Annotated in this window: 1 protein-coding gene; it reads left to right on the top strand. The window is 39.1% G+C overall.

The genetic code is table 11. The annotated features are described in order from the left end of the window. The first annotated feature begins 169 nt into the window (after positions 1–169). Positions 170–439 carry a YdeI/OmpD-associated family protein gene (locus tag RI561_RS13800; protein WP_395080827.1) on the top strand — a complete coding sequence of 90 codons (270 nt, stop codon included), beginning with the start codon at positions 170–172 and terminating at the stop codon, positions 437–439. The last annotated feature ends 106 nt before the right edge of the window (positions 440–545 follow it).

The following is a 545-nucleotide window of genomic DNA, read 5'->3' as shown; positions in this document are numbered from 1 at the left end:
AATCATAACTTATATCACATATTGCTTAAACGACTCAGAGACGATCCGCTTTGACTCGTTTGCTTCATAAGACCCTAGCTAAAATTACATCAGATATTATCCGACACCCGATAACAATATGCTTGTTCGTATAATATTATGTTATAGGTACTTTCTTTTAATTGTAATTATGTCTGGACAAAAAAATAGCAATATATCTAACCTTAGCCGTTCAATTCATCCAATGCCGGACTTCGTCGAAGAAGCTCTTCGAGAAAATGAATTGATAGAGTCTTATTATCAGAGGCCGGCCTATCAGCAAAACGATTACATTGGCTGGATTAATCGAGCTAAGCGCCAAGACACCAAACAGAAGCGACTTGATCAGATGTTAGATGAACTTCGAAAGGGAGGAGTTTATATGAAAATGGATCATCCGCCAAGTCGTCGGTCTTCTTGAAGCACAGTTGAACTCGTTCCCAACGACCCCAGCCTGTGTAAAAACCTTATCAAAGAGATTTTATGGTAATGGAGGCATTAGGGTCAGGTCCCGTATATTTTTGTTG

The sequence above is a fragment of the Gracilimonas sp. genome, assembly GCF_031581265.1.
Lineage (GTDB): Bacteria > Bacteroidota > Rhodothermia > Balneolales > Balneolaceae > Gracilimonas.
Note: the sequence above shows the minus strand (reverse complement) of the source record. Positions and strands in the feature narration are given on the sequence as shown.

What these genes read in the sequence shown, in the direction of transcription:
- RI561_RS13800 (WP_395080827.1), top strand. Translation starts at nt 170, where the DNA reads ATGTCTGGACAAAAAAATAGCAATATATCTAACCTTAGCCGTTCAATT.